Source organism: Methanobacterium petrolearium (genome assembly GCF_017873625.1).
GTDB classification, from domain to species: Archaea; Methanobacteriota; Methanobacteria; order Methanobacteriales; family Methanobacteriaceae; genus Methanobacterium; species Methanobacterium petrolearium.
The window spans coordinates 82,839-102,275 of the sequence record NZ_JAGGKL010000007.1; the positions used below are offsets into that span (position 1 = coordinate 82,839).

The 19,437-nt window shown below is 37.0% G+C and carries 19 protein-coding genes and 1 riboswitch; of the genes, 4 read left to right on the plus strand and 15 right to left on the minus strand.

What is annotated here, in order from left to right; genetic code table 11:
• Positions 1 to 77: 77 nt before the first annotated feature.
• The 3 genes from J2743_RS07950 to J2743_RS07960 form a co-directional block, all read right to left on the minus strand.
• Positions 78 to 2,105, minus strand: a complete 2,028-nt coding sequence (locus J2743_RS07950; RefSeq protein WP_245248167.1) for a cell surface protein — start codon at positions 2,103 to 2,105, stop codon at positions 78 to 80.
• A 242-nt stretch (positions 2,106 to 2,347) separates the two neighbouring features.
• Positions 2,348 to 2,743, minus strand: coding sequence for a TIR domain-containing protein (locus J2743_RS07955; protein WP_209626051.1), 396 nt, complete (start codon positions 2,741 to 2,743; stop codon positions 2,348 to 2,350).
• Between the two features lie 52 nt (positions 2,744 to 2,795).
• Positions 2,796 to 3,005 carry a hypothetical protein gene (locus J2743_RS07960; protein WP_209626052.1) on the minus strand — a complete coding sequence of 70 codons (210 nt, stop codon included), beginning with the start codon at positions 3,003 to 3,005 and terminating at the stop codon, positions 2,796 to 2,798.
• 136 nt (positions 3,006 to 3,141) lie between these two features.
• Between J2743_RS07960 and J2743_RS07965 the strand changes: the two genes are divergently transcribed.
• Both J2743_RS07965 and J2743_RS07970 read left to right on the plus strand, forming a co-directional pair.
• Positions 3,142 to 3,969 (plus strand): carbon-nitrogen hydrolase family protein, encoded by an 828-nt coding sequence (locus tag J2743_RS07965; protein WP_209626053.1) that lies wholly within the window; start codon positions 3,142 to 3,144, stop codon positions 3,967 to 3,969.
• Positions 3,970 to 4,041: 72 nt separating this feature from the next.
• Entirely contained in the window at positions 4,042 to 4,485 is a 444-nt protein-coding gene (locus tag J2743_RS07970) for an N-acetyltransferase (RefSeq protein WP_209626054.1), read from the plus strand.
• A gap of 50 nt (positions 4,486 to 4,535) precedes the next feature.
• On the opposite strand, the gene J2743_RS07975 is transcribed toward J2743_RS07970, so the two are convergent.
• From J2743_RS07975 to J2743_RS07985, 3 genes are all read right to left on the minus strand, one after another.
• A complete protein-coding gene (locus tag J2743_RS07975; protein WP_425342810.1) occupies positions 4,536 to 5,114 on the minus strand; it encodes a HEAT repeat domain-containing protein in 579 nt (192 codons plus the stop codon).
• Between the two features lie 195 nt (positions 5,115 to 5,309).
• Positions 5,310 to 6,413, minus strand: coding sequence for a histidine kinase dimerization/phosphoacceptor domain -containing protein (locus tag J2743_RS07980; protein ID WP_209626056.1), 1,104 nt, complete (start codon positions 6,411 to 6,413; stop codon positions 5,310 to 5,312).
• 351 nt (positions 6,414 to 6,764) lie between these two features.
• A complete protein-coding gene (locus J2743_RS07985; RefSeq protein WP_209626057.1) occupies positions 6,765 to 7,634 on the minus strand; it encodes a response regulator in 870 nt (289 codons plus the stop codon).
• 364 nt (positions 7,635 to 7,998) lie between these two features.
• On the opposite strand from J2743_RS07985, the gene J2743_RS07990 reads away from it, so the two are divergent.
• A complete protein-coding gene (locus J2743_RS07990; RefSeq protein WP_209626058.1) occupies positions 7,999 to 8,340 on the plus strand; it encodes a hypothetical protein in 342 nt (113 codons plus the stop codon).
• A gap of 91 nt (positions 8,341 to 8,431) precedes the next feature.
• Here J2743_RS07990 and nudC read toward each other — a convergent pair whose 3' ends face one another.
• The gene (gene nudC, locus J2743_RS07995; protein WP_209626059.1) at positions 8,432 to 9,274 is read right to left on the minus strand and encodes an NAD(+) diphosphatase; all 843 of its coding nucleotides are present in this window, start codon (positions 9,272 to 9,274) and stop codon (positions 8,432 to 8,434) included.
• Between the two features lie 59 nt (positions 9,275 to 9,333).
• Complete coding sequence (gene cofH, locus J2743_RS08000; protein WP_209626060.1) at positions 9,334 to 10,389, minus strand: 5-amino-6-(D-ribitylamino)uracil--L-tyrosine 4-hydroxyphenyl transferase CofH; 1,056 nt, start codon at positions 10,387 to 10,389, stop codon at positions 9,334 to 9,336.
• A 230-nt stretch (positions 10,390 to 10,619) separates the two neighbouring features.
• On the opposite strand from cofH, the gene J2743_RS08005 reads away from it, so the two are divergent.
• On the plus strand, positions 10,620 to 11,648 hold the full coding sequence (locus tag J2743_RS08005; RefSeq protein ID WP_209626061.1) for a mechanosensitive ion channel family protein: 1,029 nt from the start codon (positions 10,620 to 10,622) through the stop codon (positions 11,646 to 11,648).
• A gap of 74 nt (positions 11,649 to 11,722) precedes the next feature.
• Here J2743_RS08005 and J2743_RS08010 read toward each other — a convergent pair whose 3' ends face one another.
• The 7 genes from J2743_RS08010 to J2743_RS08040 all read right to left on the minus strand — a co-directional run bounded on the left by J2743_RS08010 (position 11,723) and on the right by J2743_RS08040 (position 19,334).
• Complete coding sequence (locus J2743_RS08010) at positions 11,723 to 14,356, minus strand: SBBP repeat-containing protein (protein WP_209626062.1); 2,634 nt, start codon at positions 14,354 to 14,356, stop codon at positions 11,723 to 11,725.
• Positions 14,357 to 14,636: 280 nt separating this feature from the next.
• The gene (locus tag J2743_RS08015; protein WP_209626063.1) at positions 14,637 to 14,879 is read right to left on the minus strand and encodes a hypothetical protein; all 243 of its coding nucleotides are present in this window, start codon (positions 14,877 to 14,879) and stop codon (positions 14,637 to 14,639) included.
• 140 nt (positions 14,880 to 15,019) lie between these two features.
• A complete protein-coding gene (gene rnc / locus J2743_RS08020) occupies positions 15,020 to 15,682 on the minus strand; it encodes a ribonuclease III (RefSeq protein ID WP_209626064.1) in 663 nt (220 codons plus the stop codon).
• A 430-nt stretch (positions 15,683 to 16,112) separates the two neighbouring features.
• A complete protein-coding gene (locus J2743_RS08025) occupies positions 16,113 to 16,637 on the minus strand; it encodes an inorganic diphosphatase (RefSeq protein ID WP_209626065.1) in 525 nt (174 codons plus the stop codon).
• Positions 16,638 to 16,681: 44 nt separating this feature from the next.
• Complete coding sequence (gene eno, locus J2743_RS08030; RefSeq protein ID WP_209626066.1) at positions 16,682 to 17,920, minus strand: phosphopyruvate hydratase; 1,239 nt, start codon at positions 17,918 to 17,920, stop codon at positions 16,682 to 16,684.
• 26 nt (positions 17,921 to 17,946) lie between these two features.
• Positions 17,947 to 18,798, minus strand: coding sequence for a prenyltransferase/squalene oxidase repeat-containing protein (locus J2743_RS08035; protein WP_209626067.1), 852 nt, complete (start codon positions 18,796 to 18,798; stop codon positions 17,947 to 17,949).
• A 15-nt stretch (positions 18,799 to 18,813) separates the two neighbouring features.
• A riboswitch (Fluoride riboswitch) is annotated at positions 18,814 to 18,880 on the minus strand.
• 103 nt (positions 18,881 to 18,983) lie between these two features.
• The gene (locus tag J2743_RS08040; RefSeq protein WP_209626068.1) at positions 18,984 to 19,334 is read right to left on the minus strand and encodes a VOC family protein; all 351 of its coding nucleotides are present in this window, start codon (positions 19,332 to 19,334) and stop codon (positions 18,984 to 18,986) included.
• Positions 19,335 to 19,437 lie beyond the last annotated feature (103 nt).

Here is a 19,437-nt window from a genome sequence, read left to right on the forward strand (position 1 = left end):
CTGGATCTTTTTTACAACAAATACTTAAAATGAATCCTTTATTTAGATTGTATAATAAAAAAAATGGGGAAAAGGGATTATGATCCCTTTTTATATATACAGACCAATCCGCCAAGGACCATCAGGATAGCCAGGATTACTCCGGGTAGTGGTACTCCGGTTTTCTGCATTGCTATTGTCTGGGCGTTAACCACGGATGTTGAGGTGCCGGAAGATCCCAAAATGGTTACCAAAGTGTTAACAGTTTGATAATCAGCAGCAGTAACTGTAGCAATACCTGGACCTTCATCAGCTCTTAAAATAGCCGTAGCCAGGCCATTGACCCATTGTTCTACAACTGTTTTACTTCCCACATTACCCAGGTTGGTGGTGAAGGTCACCCTGGGTCCGCTGAAAAACATAGCTGCATCTGCCCTATGATTACCACCTGCTACATCATGATAAACATCAGCAGTGATGACAGAACTCTGCCCTGCTTTTATAGTAGAGGGGTTGGCGTTAATATTTAAAACCAGCCAGGGGTAATAGTTTAAAGTTCCGTTTCCTTCAAAAAACTTAGCAGAATCAGGGCTGTTGGTTCCATACCAGTTATAGGTGGCAGCGGTGTTGCTGTTTTCCAGTTTGTGGAAAAGTTTATCCAGATCATCCCGGATGGGTTTTAAAATAGGTTCCAGTTCAGGATGATTTTTAATGGCATCATCAATGGGCTTGAGCATTTCATCGATACTGGGTCCAAATGAAGAGAATAAGAAGTTCTGAATGTAAGAATCGAAGTTTGCAATCCGGTTGTAGTTTATGGTACCATTGAATGAACATGTCACAATACCAATTCCTGAACCATCGCCCTCCATGTTGTTTCCCATAATCGTTGTATGGTTAAAACCTGCAGCAACCATGGAAACATCATTAGCTCCATTTACTCCCCTCACATTGTTAAATAACATGTTAAGGTGGTGTAATGCTGTGCCCACAATTCCAGCTGCTATGTTGGGTGAGGTAATATTAGAAATACTATTGTTTTCTAATGTTGCATTTTCAAATAGTCCCAGACCTAACATTCCCACAGCTGCCTTGGCATTACTGATATCTGACACTAGATTATTTTCTAATTTCAAAGCACCTAAAGCAACTGCTACAATCCCTACAGCCTGTTCATCGGCAGATATTTGGGATATCTGATTTTCTGAAACCATAACAGTCCCGTTACCTATTATGGCAGCTTCAATAGCATAAACAGTGCTTCCGGTCCCTCCTTCAAGTAGGGATAACTCATTAGCCAAAATCAAAGCATTAACACTGCTGGTGACTAATTCCATCCCCATGATAGCACTGGTGGCACGGATTCCATTAATTATATTTTCACTAACAATTAAATTGGTAACATTAGCCACTTCTGGATTTCCATCGGCACCTTTACTCTTTCCCAATTGAATTGCAAAGACACTACCATTAACCCCCAGTGCTTGGATGTTAGATATAGTGTTTCCCATGAGATTGAAATCGGTTACAGTGCCATTGGTATTAACTGTGATGGCTTTTACTGATCCTTGACCCAAAATATTTGCTATGATATTATCTGAAACTGTGAAGAAACCTCCAGTGAGATTTCCCAGGATACCGGTTTCGGACTGGCCAGTTATAACATTGCCAACTAGGGTAGTGTTAGCACCGGAAACTGCAATCCCTGTTGTACCTCCACTGATTTCATTATTTTTCACAGTACAGTTATCCGCACTGATATTAACCCCAGTTCCTGTCACAGAATTAGTTATTTTAAAACCATCTATGGTACTTCCACTACCATCACCGGTAGCATCATTCACTACAGTGATTCCAGTGTTTGAGGCTTGTATTTCAACTTCATCACCAGAATTGGCCTTTATGGTTAGTTTTTTATTTACAATAACGTCTTCAGTGTAGGTTCCACTGTACACATTGATAATATCATCATTAAGAGTGTTGGGGTTATCAATTGCTGATTGAATAGTAGTATAAATCTTCCCGGTTCCCACATCCCATTGGGCTGCAGATACATTACTAATACCTAAAAAAAGAATTGTAATCAATAATAAAGCCTTAATGACTCGTTTATCAATTTTTCCCAAATTTTTACCTCCTTTGTTAAATAATTAAAAACATGTAATATTTTTAGAGTAACGACATAATAAAGCCACACATTCCTGTTTAAAAGAAAAAATTTATAAGCAATAACAAAAATTCAGTGTCCCACTAAAATTCCTAGAATATCATTCCAGGGGGTTTGGTGAATTCCAGGCAAAATAATTATATTATAGGAGGATTTGGGAAAAATTTCAAAAAAATAAAGTTTATAAAAAACATAAAACGTTCAATCCATATTTAAAGACTCCTGGATAGTTTCTACAATACAAACCCGGTTCCAACCCACCACATCCACAGCTATATCCTCTAACTCTGATGGGACTTCTTCCAATCCATAAGGACGTATAAGAACGATGGGTTTATTCAACTCACGGGCAATATCCACCTGAGCACCAATCAAGTCATGATGCTTTGAGTAAAGGCCACTGAGGATGATAACCAAATCTACTGGTTCAATCTGTTGTTTAAGTTCATCCTTACTGGTTTTTCCAGGTACACCATGGTCCTGCCATTGGAAATCATGAGCTTCAATAAGTTTACGTATAAAGGTCAGGTACTCCTCATCACCTTCCCCATTGTGACTGATAAATAATTGATATTCCCTAAGATCATCTTCAAACATTAAAACACCACCTGCAGAAATATTTTTTTTTGGCCGATTGATAATTCAATCATTATTTCAATCTGTTGATCAATTCCTTTTTCTTATTTTCATCGTGAAGCCAAACTTTAACTTCTTTCCACACCACATTGCATTTATCTTCAAGCTTCATTCCCACCACCATTCTAATGGCCAGATCCACACCTTTTCTTTCCTTACGATCTTCAGGATGGAGATCAACTTCCTCTAGAAAATCTTTCAAGTATCTTAAATAACAACTCATATTGTCTACCTCCCAATCACCCATGGAATATTTACAACCACATTCATAACCACGTATTAAATAGATAAATGATTATAGAATCTAATTAATATTATATGGTATCTTTTATGGTATGATTTTAGAGGGTATGGTTCCCATGGAGAATAAATTTACAGTAGCACTGTGTCAGATGCAGGTTGTTAGAGATAAAAATGAGAATATAAAACATGCCACGGCCATGATCAGTGAAGCTGCATCTAATTCAGATATGGTGATACTTCCTGAGATGTGGAATTGTCCATATGATGTCAGTTTATTCCCAGAATATGCCGAAGAAAGGGATAACAGCCCCAGCCTTGAAGCCATTTCCAGGGCAGCAATCGAAGAAGAAGTGTATATTGTGGCTGGTTCCATCCCAGAAAAACAGCAGGGGAACATCTACAATTCCAGTTTCCTTTTCAACCCCCAGGGTGAGATAATAGGAGTTCATCGAAAGGTTCACCTTTTTGATATTGACGTTGCTGGCAAAATCAGTTTCAAAGAGTCCCAAACAATTACTGCAGGTAACAAAATCACAGTGGTAGATACAGATCTGGGTAAAATTGGCATATGCATCTGTTATGATATGCGGTTCCCAGAACTCCTGCGCCTCATGGCACTGGAAGGTGCACAGTTAATCGTGGTCCCAGGAGCATTTAACATGACCACCGGACCTGACCACTGGAAACCACTTATCCAGGTCCGTGCACTTGATAATCAAGTATTCATGGCTGCTGTTTCACCTGCCAGGGATGAAAATGCCTCTTATGTTGCTTATGGTCATTCCATAGTTGCAGATCCCTGGGGAACCGTTTTAAAAGAGGCAGGCAAAGGTGAAACAATTGTATATAGTGATGTTGATCTTTCAATGATTAAAAAGATCACTAGCGAGCTCCCACTCCTCGAAAACCGGCGAAGTGACCTGTACCAACTTATAAAAAAATAAAATGACCCTAGAGTTTTTTACTTATTTCAATATACATCTTAAACAGTTTATAGCACATAAAAATGGGGAACAATGATCAAGCATTTAGAAGATAATGAGATAGAAGAAGTTATGGATGTATGGTTGAAGACCAATATTACAGCCCACAATTTCATACCAGAAGACTATTGGATTGGCCAATGTGAAGTTGTTCTGGAGGAATATCTCCCAAGTTCTACAACCTTTGTTTATAAAGAAGATAATGTGATTAAAGGATTTATTAGCATTAAAAAAAATAAAAAATATTCATTTATAGGTGCCTTATTCATTTTAGAAGAATATCAGCAGAAAGGCATAGGAAAAAAACTCGTAAATCATTGTAAATCTTTAGATTCACCTTTAGAAGTATGTGCCTATGTAGAAAACGTTAATGCAGTAAACTTTTATAGGCATTGTGGGTTTTCAATTATATCCAAGCAACCCAATGAAAATTCAGGAGTTATGGAATATACAATGCAGTGGAAAAACGATAGCTAAAATAACAATGTGAAGGTTTTCGTGGTAAAAATAAATATTCGATTCAGAATTTACTTCTGAATCTTCTTTAAGGCTTTGTTGCACGCCTTTTTAAATTCTTTATCTCCAGTTGCGGCACGTCGGGCTTTTTTAATAGGGTCAATACCCTTTTCATCTTTAATATCACCCAGAGCTTTAACAGCTGCCACCCTGACACCCCAATCTTCATCAGTTAATGTGTCGATAAGGGGATCTACTGCAGCATTGTCTCCTATTTCACCCAGGGCTTTAGATGCGAATTTACGCACACTCCAATCATCATCATTTAATGCCTCAACTAGCAAACCAACCACCTTATCACTCCTAATATCCTTAAGAGCCAGAGTGGCGTATCTGCGAATGTTCCCTTCCTCGTTTTTCAGTATCAACACCAGGGGGTCGATGGCAGGTTCACCAATTTTCCCTAAAGCTTTAGCTGATGCAAATCTAACCTGTGGATTATCATCAGTTAATGCATCAAGTAATGGTTCTACTGCATCTACACTACCTGTTTCACCCAGTTTTTCAGCCGCTTCCTTTCTTTTTTCAGCATCATCATCTTTAAGACTCTCAATTAAAACATCTAAGTTATTTTTATCATCATTTGACAAAATCATCCCTCTCCTAATTTGTGGGAATATCAATTTAATTGTTTTACTGTGATATATTATTATATAAACTAATTTTACTGTGATATAAAACTAACTAAGCATACAACAATTTCTAATAATCATTATATTATTAATCCTATAAAATTCAAAGCATGATAAGATATCAGGAATCTGCAAAATAAATCAAATTCATGATTAGGAAGTTGAATTATCATATTCATGGAAAAAAATTGTTATTTCCGTACCTGAATCTAGATTAACAATCATTTCACCCTGAATCTGGTCGATAAGGTTTTTAACAAGTTGCAACCCAAGACTGTCACAATGGTCTATATCTAGATCACAGGGTAATCCAATACCGTCATCTGCCACGGTCATGACGTAATGGTTGGTGTTTTTGTAAAAAGTGAGGTGAATCTTTCCTGGTTCTTTGTGGGGGAATGCATATTTGATGCAGTTGGTTAAAAGTTCATTGAGTATGAGACCTACTGGAATGGCAGTGTTGATATCCATTTTAAGATCTTCTACTTCCATTATTAGTTCTAAATTCTCGGATTCTGTTAAAAATGAGTTAAACAGATCACCTGCCAGGTTACGAATGTAATCTCCGAAATTTATGTATTTAAGATCACTGGATCTGTACAGTTTTTCATGAATGAGTGCCATGGATTTCACACGGCTATGAGCCTGGGTAAATATGGACCTGGCATCCTCATCCTCAACATCAGCAGATGTGAGAGAGAAAAGACTGGCCATGATCATTAAATTGTTCTTGGTTCGATGATGAATCTCGCGAACCAGCATTTCTTTATCAACCACCGCTTTATGAAGCAAATTAGATTCCTGGACTAATTTTTCCAGCAAAACATCACTGGTGATATCAGTTGCATAGACTAAGATGGCTACTATTTCATCATCAGATTTAACTGGAGATATTTGGACATTAACCGGTATGGATTCTGAGTCAGGAGCTAAAAAAATAGATGGGAATGGTTTAATTTCTCCGCCATTAAGAATAGAATTAGTGGATTTTATGAATTTATGAAGATCTTTAATGTGTATAATATTTAGTTGGGATAGTTTACAGTTAACAGCTTCAATGTCAGGTTTTAAAAGTTTTTTAACCTGTCTGGAAACATCTATTATTTTACCATCTAATCCTAACAAAAAGAGATAATCAGGGGAAATTGAGAAAATCTGATTTTTTAAGGCAATTTCGCCTGTAATTTTTCGATTTTTTTCCTCTAATTCTTCGATCCTATTTAGATTATCATCCAAAACAGTTTTATTTTTTGCCATTTATATCCCCTTTAGACGTATGACGTACTATTGGGATACCGCCACCAAATTTTGCAAATAGTATTAGTTAATATTGTAATAATCTTCACAACTGAATAAATATTACTGCATGTTTTAGTGATGCATATCACAGTAGTGGTTATGGACTTAATATCTGTAAATATGGTTGGAGTTAACTGCTGTAAATAGAATAATTAAAGTAAAGTGGAGGTGGAAGATGTAAATAAATAAATATTTTTTTAAAAAAAGGTTTTAAATGATTTAAATATCTATAACATAATCAAACAGGATTTAACTCTTCATATTACAATCAAACAGGATTTAACTTTTCATATTATAATTAAACAGGGTTTAACTATCCATATCATAATCAAATTTACACACCGATTGTAGGATCCCTGTTGTGGGTTCTTCTTTAACAGATCCAGGTATTTTTGTCCAGGAATAGGTGAGTCGCATTATGCTCTGGCAGATCAGGCATAAAAACACATCCTGCGGTCGGTTAGGGGACCATGAACATTTTTTCACAGTCATCGCACCTCTGTTGCTCCTTAAACGTGTCTGGACTCTGAAACCTAAATTATCATACAAATTGGAAATCCATTCCAGATATATTGCCATTTTTTCATTATCATCAAGATCATCATATGTGTCCTGGCTCTGGTGTTTGGCATAGTTAATAAAAAGTGGCTTCATATTCTGCTCAAAAAGTCGCATGAAACGAGATAAGAAAACACTTCTCTCATTAATGGGCATTTTGGAGACAAGTTCTGGAAGAGCACTTCTCATGAAGACCTGAACATCTTTAAGTCCTGCTTTTTTCTCTTCTTCAAGTTCCTTCTTTTTCAACTGGAAATTCTTCAATGCCAATTCTATGTTATTACGCAATTCTGCCTCTTCTATCGGTTTGATGAGATATGCAGTTGCTTGAGTATCAATCATCCGTTGGAATGTCTCTACATCATCCAGTGCAGTCAAATAGATTAGAGGAACATCCATGAAACTCTTAATAATAGTGGCAGCGTCAATACCATCCATATCCCCTTTTAAAGTGATGTCCATAAGAATCAAATCAGGTTTAATGGTGAAGGCTTCCTGGATTGCTTCATTCCCGGTTTGAGCAGTGCTGGGCACATAATATCCCAGGGATTGCAGACTCTCCTGAATTTCAATGGCACTGATTCCTTCATCTTCAACCACTAAAATTGTCTCTCCCGCCATTCTATCACTATAAACCCGCTGTTATCATTCTGTGAACAATGTACATCATTTAGATGTTTATGTTTAGGTTATCACTCTATAAGTACTTTGTAGATTTTACTAAGAATTAGGTGCACCAGGATAGGTAAATTTTGCAACTTAAACTAGTTAGGTTTTTTTGCAATGAATTTAATCCTAACCTTGATCGGTAATGGTTTCAATATAATGAATGATTTTTTATTATAAATTCATCTAATCTGGGGAGCTTTTCCATCTCAATTGGTGAGAATTGGGTCTGAATTTGGAAAAACTATTTTTAAAATTAAGGATAATCCTATTATACCAATATTCAGGAGGTGAAACAGGCTCAAAGAGAATTCTATTAGTGTGTATAATTGCATTATTCATATGGACCATGCCCATATATGCCATGGATTGTACCAATCAAACATCCAATGCCACCACTAATGCAACCAATCAGACTGAACACACTAGAAATGGTATAAATACTTCGAGTGAGAGTCAAGACCATGTTGTGATTCTTAAAACAGCTGAAGCAGAGGGATATGGAGATATCCAGGATTTACGACTTCATGTATTGGAGATCCTTGAGCAGTTATATTTGCAACGCTATCAAAACCAAACTGCCCAGAAAGAAGAGATCATTGAGTTTCCAGATGGAATATCCAATCTTCAAAGCATGATACGCAGCTTAATAAGAATATAAAGATTCAATTTAACCATTTTTTTATTTTTTTGGAACTAACCATTAATTTTCTAAGAAACTGCCCATCTACTTTATAAAATAAATCATTATCTTAAATAGATTGGTAATTTCTAAGATACCAGTCAATAAGCTCCCTGGCTATGCTCATTTTGGAGGGTTGCCTGGGAAGTTCATCAGCACGGAACCAGTGAGCATCAATTATTTCATTACCATCAGCCTGTATATTGCCAGATTCATAGTCGGCGGTAAATCCCAGCATCAGTGAATTAGGGAAAGGCCAGGGTTGACTTCCGAAATACCGGATATTTTTAACTTTCAAACCCACCTCTTCCCAGGTTTCTCTTTTCACAGCTTCTTCTAAGGTTTCACCCGCCTCCACAAATCCAGCGATAAGGCCATACATATCTCCAGAGGCACGGGAATGTTTGGCCATTAAGAGTTTACCATCCTTAACAATAGCAGTGATGACTGCAGGAGAAAGGCGAGTGTGACTGATGAATCCACACTCAGGACAGATCTTGGCCATCTCATCATCTAAGGTACGGGTGGGCGTGCCACATCTACCACAGAATTGGTGATTAGAATCCCAGTTAACAACCTGAATGGCTTTACCTGCTAAAAGAAATATATCCTCATCAAGCTTCATGTACAATGAACGCAAATCCCTGAAAACCATCCCTTCAGGAGCAACTGTTCCAGGATTAATCTCTGCAGAATAGCAGGGATAACCATCAAGTGTACCTAGATACTGAGTTCTAACTGGAGAAATATGCAAGTCTTCCAATTTATCTGCCTGGGGCAAGTAGGTTTTCTCATGGTCCTCACATACCATCATTTTGTTTTCAGTGAAAACAAACCAATATGACGGGGCACTGTTATTCTCATCTGGTGAAACTGAAGGGATGTATCGTTGGTAAATGCCTTTCCTTCTCATTTTTATTATCTCTTAACATATTTTCAAACATTATAAGATAGTTATCAACAGAAAATTATTTATTCGGACGAAACAGGTTCATAAATCGTGTTACGTTCCACAGGAACCCTGCCAATTCCTTTGATAAGGCCATGCATCTGGTTACGGGTGAGATATTCACCATGTGATGAACCAGCTGCAATGGAGATTTTATCCTCCATCATGGTACCTCCCAGATCATTAGCACCGCAACAGAGGGCCACCTGGGCCAGTCTGGTACCAATCTTTATCCATGATGCCTGGATATTGGGTATGTCCCTTCCAAGAATTACGCGGGCTATGGCGTGTAGTTTAAGATCATCCAGTCCACTGGCACCAATGGATTGTTCCCCCATGGGATTGTTTTCTCCCAGGAAGGTCATGGGTACCAGTTCTGTGAATCCACCGGTTTCACGCTGAATATCTCGCAGTATCAACAGATGATCAATACGGTCTTCCCAGGTTTCTATACTTCCGTACATAATTGTGGAAGTAGTGGGAATCCCAAGCTGGTGGGCTTGTTTAATAATGTCCACCCACTCCTGGGTTGATACCTTGTTGGGGCATATCTTTTCCCTTACACTATCTACTAGGATTTCAGCAGAAGCACCGGTTAATGTATCCAGTCCAGCACGGTTAAGTGCGGATAATGTTTCTTTTACAGTCATGTTTGAAGCTTCAGCAGCATGGTAAATTTCAACTGGGGATAAAGTGTGAAGATCAATTGTGTAATGTTCTTTTATGGTGCTGAAAAGGTCACAATAAAATTCTACATCCATATAAGGCATTACTCCACCAAACAAGCAGATTTCACTTGCCCCTACGTTAACTGCTTCGTTTATGTTTTGGAGAATTTCTTCGGTGGTCATTTCATAGCCTATATGATCCCGAAAAGAACAGAATGCACATCCAATCATGCAATGGTCAGTGATGAAAGTGTTACAGTTGGCCACGAACGTGACTTCATCTCCCACTATTTCCTGCCTCAATCTATCCGCAACATCAAATAACTGGAAATGATTAGAGTTAACGAGTTTTAATGCATCTTCCTTGGTTATTTCACCATCAAGGGAAGCCTGGTATATTGTTTCCATCATGGTTGTTTACTCTCCTGGCTAAAATATTCATTGTATTCAGGTTTTTGAATAGTTCCATATCTCCCTTCATTATTCTATAAATAAATAGTTTAAGTATTGGGGTTAAACTGTTTGGCAGTTTTTATTAAATATAAAATTTAATTGATAAAACTTATTTATGCTATTTGGAAAAAAATTATATTATAATTTCAATTAACGAGAATATAAAACTAAAAGGGGTTATCTACTTCATGAATTTAAATGAACTTATTTTACCAATGTTAATAATATTAATTGGAATCATCACTGGATTCTTATTTGAATTCTTAATAATCCGAAAAATCCGGGAAAAATGTTTCGAAACGGATTGGGATGGTTTTAAGGTGGTTATCAGATCCTTAAAAGGATTATCTGCCTTTTGTTTTACCATTGCTGCTGTTTACATTGCCTTAAACTACATGGTGATTGATGCTGCTATCCTGAGTAGCATCAACAAAATTTTGACCATCCTTCTTGTTTTACTTATTACCTGGTTTGTGGCCCGTTTAACGTCTGGTTTTGTGAATCTATACACTCAACAGGCAGAGGGAGTTTTACCATCCACATCCTTCTTTGGTAATATAACTAAAATACTCATATTTGCCGTGGGAATCATGGTAATTATCAGTTTCCTGGGACTCTCAATCACTCCTCTGTTAACTGCCTTTGGTATTGGAGGTATTGCACTGGCCTTGGCCCTGGAAGACACTCTATCCAACATGTTTGCTGGTTTAAATGTTATAACTTCTAAGGAAATGTTAATGGGGGATTATATAATGCTTGACAGTGGTGAAGAGGGATATGTTCAGGATATAACCTGGAGAAACACCACCATACAATCTTTAACCAAAAACACCATCATCATACCCAACTCCAAAATCGCATCTACCATCATCACCAACTACCATCAGGACCAGAAAGAAATGCTCGTCAAAGTCAACATAGGAGTATCCTATGGGAGTGACCTGGAGAAGGTGGAAAAAGTTACCGTGGAAGTGGCCAGGGAAGTTATCGAAGAACTTTCCGGGGGGGATGATTCTATCGATCCCTACATAAGATACAGTGAATTTGATGATTTTAGCATTAACTTCACGGTATTTCTAAGTGTTAAAGAATTCGTAGAACAGTACAGGTTGAAACATGTATTCATAAAACGTTTACATGAAAGATACAATACTGAGGGCATTGTTATACCATTCCCGGTCCGTACGGTGCACATGAAAAATGATGGGGATAACTGATTTATGGAAAATTCTTTTATTTCATTTTTATCAATCTTAATATTTTAAAAAAAGTAAGAAAAAGAAAAAAAGGGTTATTTTTTTGAACTGATTATTCCACCTAAAACCATCAACACCGCCATTAATAATCCAGCAACAGGCATTCCTGTGTTTTGCATATTAATGGTTTTTCCATACACTGGTGTGGGTTCAGGTTTAGATTGGGGGGTGGCGGTTATAGTAGTAGATGCGGTAGTGTTATTGCGTACCGGGTCGTAGGTTAATGCTGTGACTCGAGCGGTGTTGGTTATTTTTCCAGATTGCAGTACCATTGAAGTTATGGTTAAGGTGGCGGTTTCACCATTGGACAGATAATCCATAGTCCAAGTACCAGTAACTGGGTCATATGATCCATAACTGGTATTAGATGACAGGTATTTCAGGCCTTTAGGTATGATGTCAGTTACTGTCACACCATATGAAGTGTCGGGTCCGTTGTTACGTACAATGATGGTGTAAATTACGGTATCTCCAACGTAGGGTGTGGTATTATCCACAGTCTTGGTAATGTTCACATCAGCCACACTAGCCAGCTTCACAATAAAGGCATCACCAGCACCCTGGTAATTAGCCTGGTAAGCACCACTGGTAGTTGGGAAATTTTCAGAATAAGTGTATCCTGTGGCATAAATGTTACCTGCATCATCCAGGGTCACACTGTAGCCGAATTCATCACTATCTCCTCCCAGGTAGGTGCTGTACTGTAGGTCACTGGATCCCTGACTGTATGATGACATTTTACTTATAAATGCATCACCCCATCCATGTAAACTGGTCTGGTAGGCTCCAGAGGTGGTTGGGAAGTCATCAGATCCTGTGTAACCCGTGATGTAGATGGTTTTTTCTTTATCTAGATCTATGCTCCATCCGTAGTCGTTACTGTTACCTCCGAGGTAGGTGCTGTATTTCAAGTCGTCTGTTCCCTGGCTGTCAGGTGTCAGTTTACTTATGAAAACATCGTAACTTCCAGCATTACTGGTTTGGTAGGCATCAGATGTGGTTGGGAAATCATTTGAGGCTGTGTATCCGGTGATGTAGATAGTTCCATTGTTATCTATGGCAATACCTTGCCCACCATCATCATCACTTCCCCCAAGGAATGTGCTGTATTTCAAGTCATCTGTTCCCTGGTTGTCAGGTGATAGTTTACTTATGAAAGCATCTCCATAGATTCCTGAATAACTGGTTTGGTAAGCTCCTGCTGTTGTTGGAAAAAGAGTCCCATATGATCCTGACCATGTGCATCCTGTAACATAGATGTTTTGCTCGTTATCTACGGTTATACCGTATCCATAGTCATATCTACTCCCTCCGAGGTAGGTGCTGTACTTTAGGTCGTTAGTTCCTTGATTGTTCGGTGTTAATTTAACCACAAATACATCTGAATCTCCTCCATTGGATGTTTGGTAAGCTCCAGTAGTTGTTGGAAAATCATCCGAGAATGTACATCCAGTTACATAAATGTTCCCAGCAGTATCCACAGCTATACTATAACCATAATCATCAGCATACATGTAGGGATCGGATCCTCCAATATAAGTACTATATTTCAGGTCGTTAGTTCCTTGGTTGTTAGGGGTCAATTTAACAATGAAAGAGTCAGCTGCTCCTGCATTACTGGTTTGGAAGGCTCCAGTAGTTGTCGGAAAATCCTCTGACCATGTGTATCCTGTGATATAAATGTTTCCTTCGTTATCTACTGCAATACTTGTGCCATAGTCGTAGTTGGTTCCTCCTAGGTAGGTACTGTATTGTAAGTTATATGTACCATGACTGTTGGGGGCTAATTTGGTTATGAAAGTATCATAAGTTCCAGCATTACTGGTTTGATAGGCACCAGTTGTGGTGGGGAAATTAGCTGAATCTGTGTATCCTGTGATGTAGATATTTCCATCATCATCGAGAGTTATGCTCTGCCCAGCATCATCTCTTGTTCCTCCCAAGTAACTACCGTACTGTAATATAGGGTCGATGGTTAGTTCTTTGCTTTTGTCATATTCTCCAACCTGGAAACTGTAAATATTCCCATCCAAGTTATAGTTTACGGATATAACATCATCTTCCTGGTAGGCGAGGGGTTTACTGAGTAGTACATCACCAATAGGTGTTTGCATCTTCAAATCACCTTCACTGGTTACCTGTAAATCACTTGTCCCCAGTATCAGTATTTTTATGTCTTCAGGATTGGCTCGAGCTTGTATCAGAAATATTTTTTCAACATTATCGCCATTGGCTCTTAGAATAACAGTTATCCCTGGGTATATTTCACCTAAACTGATACTATTCCAGGTTGTAAGTGCGGTTTTCCACTGACTGGAATCATTACCCATGTAATAATCAACCTTAGCAGTTCCTGTTTCATGGCCTGTGGCATGGAATGTGATCACACTCCCATTTTCATGAATGAATTGCTCTTTAATTACCATGGTGGTGTTGTTTTCTCCCTTTACACTGTGTATGATACTATCATGAGTAACGTAGACGGTTCCATAGAAAGTATCTACATAATATTCCACTTCACTGTTGGTCTGTCCTTCATTTTCCACAAAAGGAATAGTTGAATTACTGATTTCAACACTGAGATTATCACCAGTATCTTGAGCTGAAACACAGTTCAATGAAAGAATCATCATCCCCATAAAAACCAACAACATTAAACATTTTTTCATGATTCTTTTCACCTCCTTAAAATTTGTTAATGAATATTGCCTCAATATTGAATACTATTCATCCTATAAATATAACCTTGGTTAACTGGAAAATTTTTAGTTTCCAATAATAATAATCAGATTAAAGCTCAAAAACACCATTATCTATGTTAGTTTAAAGTTGATTCTTATGAAGATAAGATATTAACTCTATTTTAAACCAGGTAACGATGGGGGTGATAAAAAAAATAACAGCATTTCTTAAAATATTTATAAATAAAATATAAAATTTGTTTTAGTTTTAACCTTCAATACGGTCCAGGTCAAGATATCCGTAACTGTCAACCAGTTCTTTAAATTTATCAGTGGTTGTTACAGTTTCTAAAGCCCCTTCTATATCTTTGAGGATGTCAATATCTCGGAGTTTTTCTTCAATATCGGAGTAATCCTTTTTAAGAATAATGGTAACTGTGATTTTTTCATCTTCGAATTTACAAACCTTATTCCCATTGATATCTGTTGATAATTGGATTTTCTCTTCCATTTTTTCACCTGACATGTATTCTTTTTAAATGGTTTATATAACTCTAGTGAACCTATATCATATTATTATTTCATATAATTAATCTGTATCGTGTTACTAGTATTTTGATAAAATTTTTATTCCTATAAAAATCAATGTTATCAATGATTTGAAACTGTATCCAGGGCAATTTTAGAGGCATTTTGTTCTGCCTCTTTCTTACTGCCACCAGTGCCGGTTCCCCTCATTTTACCATCAATTACGCACGCCATTTCGAAGGTTTTATCGTGTGGGTCTCCTTCTTCATTAATCAGCCTATAAGTTATATTGAGGCTGTCTTTGTCACATAATTGTTTTAATCTGGATTTGTAATCATAAAAAAAGATATCTCCGTTATCAATGTGGGGGATGACGGTTTTTGAGAGAAATTCTTTAACAGTTTCCAGACCCTGGTCAAGGTATAAAGCTCCAATGAAAGATTCAAACACATCACTGGTAACTGAATTAATTTCTCTTCTGGTAAATTCTAAACCATTACCCAACTTTATATGATGATGCAAACCTAATTCTATGGAATAAGTGTAAAGTGCCTGTTTGCACACATAATTAGACCGCAGGCGAGTTAATTCACCTTCATTGAAATTGGAATCCTTTTTATACAGATATTCAGATACTACCAGATCCAGAACTGCATCTCCTAAAAATTCCAGTCTTTCGTAACATTCAGTGAGTCCATGTTCATGAGCATAAGATTCATGAAGAAAGGCCACTTGGTATAGGTGAATGTTATTGGGTTTAATATTGAATTTTTCCAACAGTCTCATGTTAATCATATTAGTATATTGTTTACTCATTTTTAGTTGTTATTAATATGTATTTATGTGGGGTGTATAGAGCATTACTACTCCTTGTTTATGGCAATGAAATTAGTGTATTAAAATTTTAATTTAAACAGAATTTTGATTTTACTGCTAAGAAAATTAGGTAAATTTGGTTTTGATCTAAAGAGATTATGTAAATAGTTTCGAAATTACTACAAAAGAATCAATCCATATACCCTAATTCGTTGACTTATGGCCATTTTTAATGGTTTTGTTTTAGTGATATACAAAGAAAATATTAATAAAAAACTATATGAACTTTAATAAATTTACTTCGCTAAACCCTGATATAACGAAGTAGAGAATTTCATTGTCAGCACATCAAAAATTAAAGAAAAATGCCCCCAAAAGATTGGGTGCATATGTAAATAATTCATTTTATACTATTGTACAAGTCAATTGAATGTTTGATAGCTTCAAATGCTTTTTCAGCATTCTCCCATCCCAGTACTTTGGTTGGTTTTTCCTGCAATCGTTTGTATTCTGTGAAAAAGTGGGCAACTTCATCTAAAAATGCTTCCGGCACATCATAAATATTGTGAACATCTTTAAATGTAGGATCATTTACAGGCACGCCCAAAACCTTATCATCACTTTCATCTCCGTCAATCATCTTCATTAAACCAATTACACGGGTTTCTATGATACATCCGGGGAATGTAGCTTCTCTCATAACCACCATGATATCCATAGGATCTCCATCATCCCATAAAGTTTTAGGAATAATTCCGTACTCTGCAGGATAGTGCATGGGAGAGTACAAAACCCTATCCACTGCAAATGCTTCATTTTCTTTATCATATTCATATTTATTTCGAGTTCCTTTAGGAATCTCTACTACTGCATTAACTATTTGGGGAACATCTGGTCCAACTGGTATATCTTTCCATAAATTCATACAAATCCTCTCTTAATCTTTTTTTTTCAGATAAGTTTACAGGGTTAAAATGTTGCCATTTTAGGATCAGTCATTTGTTCTTCAATTCTGATGAGTTCATTCAATTTTGCAATTCTTTCCCCACCAATGGCTCCGGTTTTGATGAGTGGGGCTCCAAAAGCAACAGCCAGATGGGCTATGGTTTCATCGGTGGTTTCACCAGAACGGTGTGATACTACTGGAATGTAATTGTTATTTTTAGCAAGTTGCACTGTTTGGTAGGTGTCACTTAATGTACCTATCTGGTTGGGTTTGATTATAATGGCATTGGCAGCTCCTCTTGCTATTCCCTCAGAAAGTATGTTTGAATTGGTAACGAAAATATCATCACCACAGATAATACACTTATCGCCAACTTTCCTGGTTAATTCACTAAAACCTTCAAAATCATCCTCTCGAAGTGGATCTTCAACAAAAAACATTTTATAAGTGTCAATGATCTCTTCTATGAATTCTATTTGTTCACCGGTATCTCGACTGACACCTTCACGCGAATAAACATATTTTGACCCATCCCATAATGCACTGGGTGCTAAATCCAGTGAGGGTCTAACATTGATCCCAGTTTCATCTGATATTTCTTCACAGGCTCTGGATTGAATATTCAGTGCATCGTAATTGGAAAGGTTAGGTGCCCATCCTCCCTCATCACCTTTCCCACCAGTAAATCTGGTATCTTTCACCTTAATTAACTCCCCTATTCTTTTATGAACACTGGAATTGGCAAAAACTGCTTCGCTGATGTTTTGAGCACCCACTGGCACAACCAGAAACTCCTGTATGTCAGGTGCGTTTTTACCTGCGTGTGCCCCTCCATTAATCATATTCCCCAGGGGATAGGGAATTTCATTTTTCAACTTACCTCCCAAAAACAGGTATAATGGAATATCATGGGATGAAGCTGCTGCTTTTGCCACAGCAAGAGAAATCGCCACAGTGACATTACCACCTAAAGAAGATAAGTTGTCAGTACCATCGATCTTTTTTAAAATATCATCAACCAGAACGATTTCCTCAGCATTTATTCCCACTAATTCTGGTTTAACCCGTTCTGGAAATGCGTTAATTAATTTATCAATTCCTGCTTCTGGAAATGCCACTACTTCCAATGCACCGGTACTGGCTCCACTGGGCGCTGCAACTCTTCCAAATCCAGATTCAGTTGTTATATCTATTTCCACAGTTGCGTTTCCCCTACTGTCTAAAATTTTTCTTATTTCAATGTTTTCAATAGCACTACTCACATAAAACACCCCTCTATATTGATTTTTTACACTGCAACATTTATAGAAAAATTTGATAGCTGTTTGATAATTTTTAGAATATGTAAAGCTTTGAATGTGTATTCCAACTCGGATATTCCCATATATTTAGATCTCCTGAAACCTCCATTGATATTTTGAAGACTCCAAATAAAATTTCCAGTTACACCTGGTTTGATAGGTTGATTATTTAATATTTCACAGATCTTCATGCCGGCATACGTTGGTTCTATATAAGGTGGATATACATCCGGTATAAATGTAAAACCACCTTCTTTAGTTAGACATTTACCTACAAATTCTCTAATTGAATTTTTCATCCTAATCAATGATGGATCGATTAAATTCAATGATTCCAGAGCAAGATAGGTAGACACGATATCAGATCGACCCATTCCAAATCCCCCATCATCATTTTGATGGGGTAATATCCAGTCTACAACCTTACAAAAATTATCTAGCTGTAAAAGATATGATATGATGGTGTGAAAATATACAACTTCAAAATTTGCAAACTCAGTTTTAGAGTTTAGTTGTGTGATGTAAGATTCCGGAACTGTTATTTCTTCATTGAAAATATCCAAAATGTTCAGTCGATAAAACACTCCGGAAATACCATACATACGGTCTTTTTGCAGTTTTTGAATCCAGTTAATTGTATTTTCCTTATTATAAGGTTCCTCATTGAACATTTGAAGAATTTTCAATCCATAATAGGTGTTTTTAGTGTCAGGAAGACCTCTGTATAGAGTAAATCCACCATCTTCATGTTCCCGGTCATGCACAAATTTTAAAACTTTGTTGGCATATTCAGAACAAGGTATGAATAACAAATTTTCTTTAATAATTTTATCAGCCAATGTAGCTTCCTCCTTGAATTAACAGGAGTCATCAGCTTAAAAAAATAAGCGGTTAAAGGTGAACTCCATCACCAGTATCTACTATGTTTGATGTACCATAAATAACTTAAGTTGGAAAATTTGGATATATGCTACATTTCTAATTTCAGGCAGTTATTCCCCTATAGGTGAAAAAATAAGGGAGATTAATTATGTTGAATTAACGCTATTCTGGCTCCGTTAGGATCTTCTATAAATGCAAGTAATCCTACGGTTATAGGGGTGGGGTCCATGGTGATTTTAGCCCCTTTGGCTTTAAGCTCCTTAATCGTGGTTTTTAAGTCTTCAACTTCCATTCCTATTGAAAACAGTCCAGGTTCATCCTGTGGATTTTGAATAATTTCCACCATAGTCTCTCCTTCACCCTTAAGTAATGTGATTTTCCCGGCACGGCCAAGATCGTACCTGCTATCTATTTCAAATCCCATAACTTCTGTGTAAAATTTTATGGACTCATCCATATCTTCAACTATTATGGTTGTGTATTTTATTTTCATATTCCAATCACCATTTCCTGGATTTTCATCATCACTTCTTTATATGAAATGGAAAAATCCAATAAATATGTATGTAAATGTCAAAACTGTTCAACTATTTTTC

What these genes read in the sequence shown, in the direction of transcription:
- J2743_RS07955 (WP_209626051.1), bottom strand. Translation starts at nt 2,743, where the DNA reads ATGTTTGAAGATGATCTTAGGGAATATCAATTATTTATCAGTCACAAT.
- J2743_RS07960 (WP_209626052.1), bottom strand. Translation starts at nt 3,005, where the DNA reads ATGAGTTGTTATTTAAGATACTTGAAAGATTTTCTAGAGGAAGTTGAT.
- J2743_RS07965 (WP_209626053.1), top strand. Translation starts at nt 3,142, where the DNA reads ATGGAGAATAAATTTACAGTAGCACTGTGTCAGATGCAGGTTGTTAGA.
- J2743_RS07970 (WP_209626054.1), top strand. Translation starts at nt 4,042, where the DNA reads ATGATCAAGCATTTAGAAGATAATGAGATAGAAGAAGTTATGGATGTA.
- J2743_RS07980 (WP_209626056.1), bottom strand. Translation starts at nt 6,413, where the DNA reads ATGGCAAAAAATAAAACTGTTTTGGATGATAATCTAAATAGGATCGAA.
- J2743_RS07985 (WP_209626057.1), bottom strand. Translation starts at nt 7,634, where the DNA reads ATGGCGGGAGAGACAATTTTAGTGGTTGAAGATGAAGGAATCAGTGCC.
- nudC (WP_209626059.1), bottom strand. Translation starts at nt 9,274, where the DNA reads ATGAGAAGGAAAGGCATTTACCAACGATACATCCCTTCAGTTTCACCA.
- cofH (WP_209626060.1), bottom strand. Translation starts at nt 10,389, where the DNA reads ATGATGGAAACAATATACCAGGCTTCCCTTGATGGTGAAATAACCAAG.
- J2743_RS08005 (WP_209626061.1), top strand. Translation starts at nt 10,620, where the DNA reads ATGAATTTAAATGAACTTATTTTACCAATGTTAATAATATTAATTGGA.
- J2743_RS08010 (WP_209626062.1), bottom strand. Translation starts at nt 14,356, where the DNA reads ATGAAAAAATGTTTAATGTTGTTGGTTTTTATGGGGATGATGATTCTT.
- J2743_RS08015 (WP_209626063.1), bottom strand. Translation starts at nt 14,879, where the DNA reads ATGGAAGAGAAAATCCAATTATCAACAGATATCAATGGGAATAAGGTT.
- rnc (WP_209626064.1), bottom strand. Translation starts at nt 15,682, where the DNA reads ATGAGACTGTTGGAAAAATTCAATATTAAACCCAATAACATTCACCTA.
- J2743_RS08025 (WP_209626065.1), bottom strand. Translation starts at nt 16,637, where the DNA reads ATGAATTTATGGAAAGATATACCAGTTGGACCAGATGTTCCCCAAATA.
- J2743_RS08040 (WP_209626068.1), bottom strand. Translation starts at nt 19,334, where the DNA reads ATGAAAATAAAATACACAACCATAATAGTTGAAGATATGGATGAGTCC.